Origin of the sequence: Rhodoferax sp., assembly GCF_028714215.1 — a bacterium.
Lineage (GTDB): Bacteria > Pseudomonadota > Gammaproteobacteria > Burkholderiales > Burkholderiaceae_C > Rhodoferax.
Window position 1 is genome coordinate 1 of record NZ_JAQTMS010000114.1, and the last position, 2,641, is coordinate 2,641.

The 2,641-nt window shown below is 62.5% G+C and carries 3 protein-coding genes; all 3 read right to left on the bottom strand.

Annotated features, from left to right (window positions below; all coding sequences use genetic code 11):
• Positions 1-315: 315 nt before the first annotated feature.
• Positions 316-1,425, bottom strand: coding sequence for a molybdenum ABC transporter ATP-binding protein (gene modC, locus PHS32_RS24155; RefSeq protein WP_301082193.1), 1,110 nt, complete (start codon positions 1,423-1,425; stop codon positions 316-318).
• Positions 1,422-2,111, bottom strand: coding sequence for a molybdate ABC transporter permease subunit (gene modB, locus PHS32_RS24160; protein ID WP_301082194.1), 690 nt, complete (start codon positions 2,109-2,111; stop codon positions 1,422-1,424). The genes modC and modB overlap by 4 nt, the downstream gene beginning before the upstream one ends.
• Before the next feature lie 20 nt (positions 2,112-2,131).
• A partial coding sequence (modA, locus tag PHS32_RS24165; RefSeq protein ID WP_301082199.1) for a molybdate ABC transporter substrate-binding protein occupies positions 2,132-2,641 on the bottom strand: 510 nt, incomplete at its 5' end.

The window sequence follows — 2,641 nt, forward strand, 5'->3', positions numbered from 1 at the left end:
GCTCGGCCAGCAGCACCAGAACACGCCCAACGCGCGGGAGATCGTGATTGATGAGGCGCATAAACTCGTGACCACCCCGGCCTACATGTTTGACGACGCGCGCCTGAGCGACGTGTTTGTCGGCATTGAGCGCTGCGTGGCCGAGGTGCTCAAGCGCATTTGAGGTCCAGTGCCTCATGCTCTGGGCCCCGGAGTCTCCTGCTGAATGCGTGTTACTCGATTTATTTATGGTAAATCGGCCTATAGCCCCCGTGAAATAAGGAGGTATTGCTATTAATTTTATAGTAACTTTCTGTCTGCCTGAAGCCGGCTGGGCTAACCCAGAATCGCCACACCTTTGATCTGCGCATACACCGGCAAGCCGGGCACAAGCCCCAGCGTGTGAGCCGAACGCGCCGTGATGCGCGCCAGCAGGGCGCTGCCGCCCACTTGCAGCGCGACCATCACCTGGCCTGGGCCGTCAGGCGACAGGGCAAGCACCGAGGCGGGCAGGATGTTCAAAATGCTGGTGTCGGTTTGGCGTTGCAAGGTCAGGCTGGCATCACGCGCCGCCACCCGCACGCGCAAGGTTTGGCCGACGGCGACGTTTTGACGCGGCAGCACCAGATCAATACCGGCAAAACGGGTCAGTGTGAGGTGGTCGGCGGCGTCATGGGAGACCACGCTGCAGTGCAGCACGGCCCCGGCGCCGTCGCCGTGTGCCAGTGGCAAGTCCAGCCGCGTCAACAGCTCAGCCGTCGGCCCGTGCGCCGTGACCCGGCCAGACTCCAGCAGCACCAGGTGCTCGGCTAGTCGGGCTACTTCGTCAATGGCATGGGTGACGTAAATGACCGGGATATCCAGCGTGCTTTGCAGCCGCTCCAGGTAGGGCAGTATCTCGGCCTTGCGTGCGGCATCCAACGCGGCCATGGGCTCGTCCAGCAGCAGCAGGCGCGGGCTCGCCGCGAGCGCGCGGGCGATGGCCACACGTTGACGCTCGCCGCCCGAGAGTTCATGCGGCCAGCGCTTGAGCAGGTGTGCAATGCCCAGCAGGTCCATGGTGTGATCCCAGTTTCTGAAGCGTTCTACTGCCGGCGTGCGCTTGAAGCCGTACTGCAAGTTCTCTTGCACATTGAGGTGCTCAAACAGGCTGGCCTCCTGAAACACATAGCCCAGGGCGCGCTGGTGTACCGGTTTAAAGACCCCTTGAGCGCTGTCTTGCCACACCTCGCCTTGCACGCAGACGCGGCCCTGCGCCATGGGCTCCAAGCCAGCGAGTACCCGCAAGGCGGTGGTCTTGCCTGAGCCGGACGGACCGAACAGGGCCGTGATGCCGTGACCCTCCAGCTCAAGGTCAATCTCCAGGCGAAAGTCCTGGCGTTTCAGCGCCACTTGCAAGGTCAATCCCGATGTGTCTTTGCTACCCTGCTCCGGTCTGGTGTTCATGCGCCAGCCCCTTTGCGCCGCGCGCCGTTGTAGACATGCAATGCCAGCAACACAAGAAAACTAAAGCCCAGCATGACCGCGGCCAAGCGGTGCGCGTCTGAATACTCCATGGCCTCGACGTGGTCGTAAATCTGCACCGACACCACGCGCGTCACACCGGGAATGTTGCCGCCCACCATCAGCACCACGCCAAATTCGCCCACGGTATGGGCAAAACACATGATGGCGCCGGTCACAAAGCCGGGTTTGCACAGCGGCACCACCACGCTAAAAAAAACATCCAACGGTGAGGCGCGCAGGCTGGCCGCAACTTCCAGCGGGCGCGTGCCCATGTTTGCAAAAGCGTTCTGGATCGGCTGCACCATGAACGGCAGTGAGTAAAAGCTCGATGCCACCACCAGCCCGGCGACGGTAAAGGGCAGCAGACCCAGGCCCAGCGACTGTGTCCATTGCCCCACAGTGCCGTTTGGCCCCATGAACACCAGCAGATAAAAGCCCAGCACCGACGGCGGTAGCACGATCGGCATGGCCACCAGTGCGCCCATGGGTTCTTTCAACCATGACCGCGTGCGCGCCAGCCACCAAGCCAGTGGTGTGCCCACCAGCAGCAAGATGACGGTGGTGAGCGCAGCCACTTGCAGCGTCAAACTAATCGCTTGCAGGTCAGAGGAGGTGAGCAGGGCCATGGCGGAGGGTGCGCTGAATGTCAAATGTCGTACCCGTAAGAGCGAATCAGGTCTTTGATGTTGGGGCTTTGCAGCAGTTTCATCAGCGCCTGCGCCGCCGGGTTGTTGGCACCGTGCTGCAGCAGCACGGCATCTTGCCGGATCGGACGGTACAGGGCCTGCGCAATCACCCACATGGAGCCGCCCTTGAGCTTGCCGCCTTCGAGCACTTGCGACATCGCAACAAAGCCCAGTTCGGCATTGCCGGTGTGCACAAAGTTGAAGGTCTGGCCAATGCTCTCGCCCTGCACCAGCTTGGGGGTCAGGGTCGAGGTCAAGCCCAGGTTGTCCATGACCTGCACCGCCGCCGTGCCATAGGGCGCGGTTTTGGGGTTGGCGTAAGCCAGCTTGCGAAAGTTGCCGCTCTTGAGCACGTCGCCCCTGGCGTCCACCTTGGCGGCATCGGCCGACCACAGGACCAGCTTGCCGGTGGCGTAACTGAAGCGGCCCCCGGGCGTGGTCAGACCATCGCTCTCCAGCGCGGCGGGGGT